This window comes from Sporosarcina koreensis (assembly GCF_001531445.1).
Classification (GTDB): domain Bacteria; phylum Bacillota; class Bacilli; order Bacillales_A; family Planococcaceae; genus Sporosarcina; species Sporosarcina koreensis_C.
Genome location: NZ_LQYA01000234.1, coordinates 1 through 243 on the forward strand (window position 1 = coordinate 1; position 243 = coordinate 243).

General features: G+C 35.4%; 1 pseudogene. It reads right to left on the minus strand.

The annotated features are described in order from the left end of the window. Positions 1-243: pseudogene (locus AWV70_RS19975) on the minus strand (tetracycline efflux MFS transporter Tet(L)); the annotation flags it as partial.

Sequence of the window (243 nt, forward strand, 5' to 3'; positions counted from 1 at the left end):
AAGATGTTGTAAACAGCATAAAAAATACAATGCCCACTGACATTAGTATAATTCCTACAATATCAAAATGACCTTTTATCCTTACTTCTTTTTTCAACAATTTAATAAGGAACGGAACAGTGATAATTGTCATCATTGGAATGAGCAGAAGATAAGCCCAATGGATAAAATGAGCTATCATTCCACCAATAGCTGGACCGATACCTTCTCCCATAGCTACTATGGAGCCAATAAGACCAAACG